This is a genomic window from Neisseria sp. P0021.S006 (assembly GCF_051956895.1).
The window spans coordinates 1-561 of record NZ_JBQCWZ010000963.1; the positions used below are offsets into that span (position 1 = coordinate 1).

At 54.0% G+C, this 561-nt stretch carries 1 protein-coding gene; it reads right to left on the reverse strand.

Going from position 1 to position 561, the window contains the following annotated elements:
* The coding region (locus ACTHUM_RS18170; RefSeq protein ID WP_440403706.1) for a metal ABC transporter ATP-binding protein at positions 1 to 561 on the reverse strand (561 nt) is incomplete at both ends.

Sequence of the window (561 nt, forward strand, 5' to 3'; positions counted from 1 at the left end):
CTTTTTCACGCGCCAAAAGCAGCGTGTTGGCAAAATATGCCCTCACCTGCTCGTAATCATGCAACACGGCAATCACTGCCTGACCGTCCTGATGGCACTGGCGCAAAACTTCCAACAGCGCATAAGTCGTCCGCGCGTCCACCGCATTAAACGGCTCATCCAGCAACAAAAATTTGGCATCCTGCACCAGCATCCGTGCAAACAATACGCGTTGGAACTGACCATTGGACAAGTGCGCGATTTGGCGTGTAGCAAAATCCTGCATTTCCACGCGTTCCAAAGCCGCCATCACGCGCTTTTTCTGCGCCGCGTTCACGCGTCCGAAAAAGCCGATTTCATACCACAGCCCCATCGCCGCCAGTTCAAACACCGTCATCGGCTGGCTGCGGTCAATATCCGACTGCTGCGGCAGATAGGCAATATCCTTGCGCGCCATATTTTCATAGCGCACGCTGCCCGTGTCCGTCTTCTGCAAGCCCATAATGGCTTTGAGCAGGGTCGATTTACCCGCGCCGTTCGGTCCGAAAATCGTCCACATCTTCCCATCTTCAAACACCATAT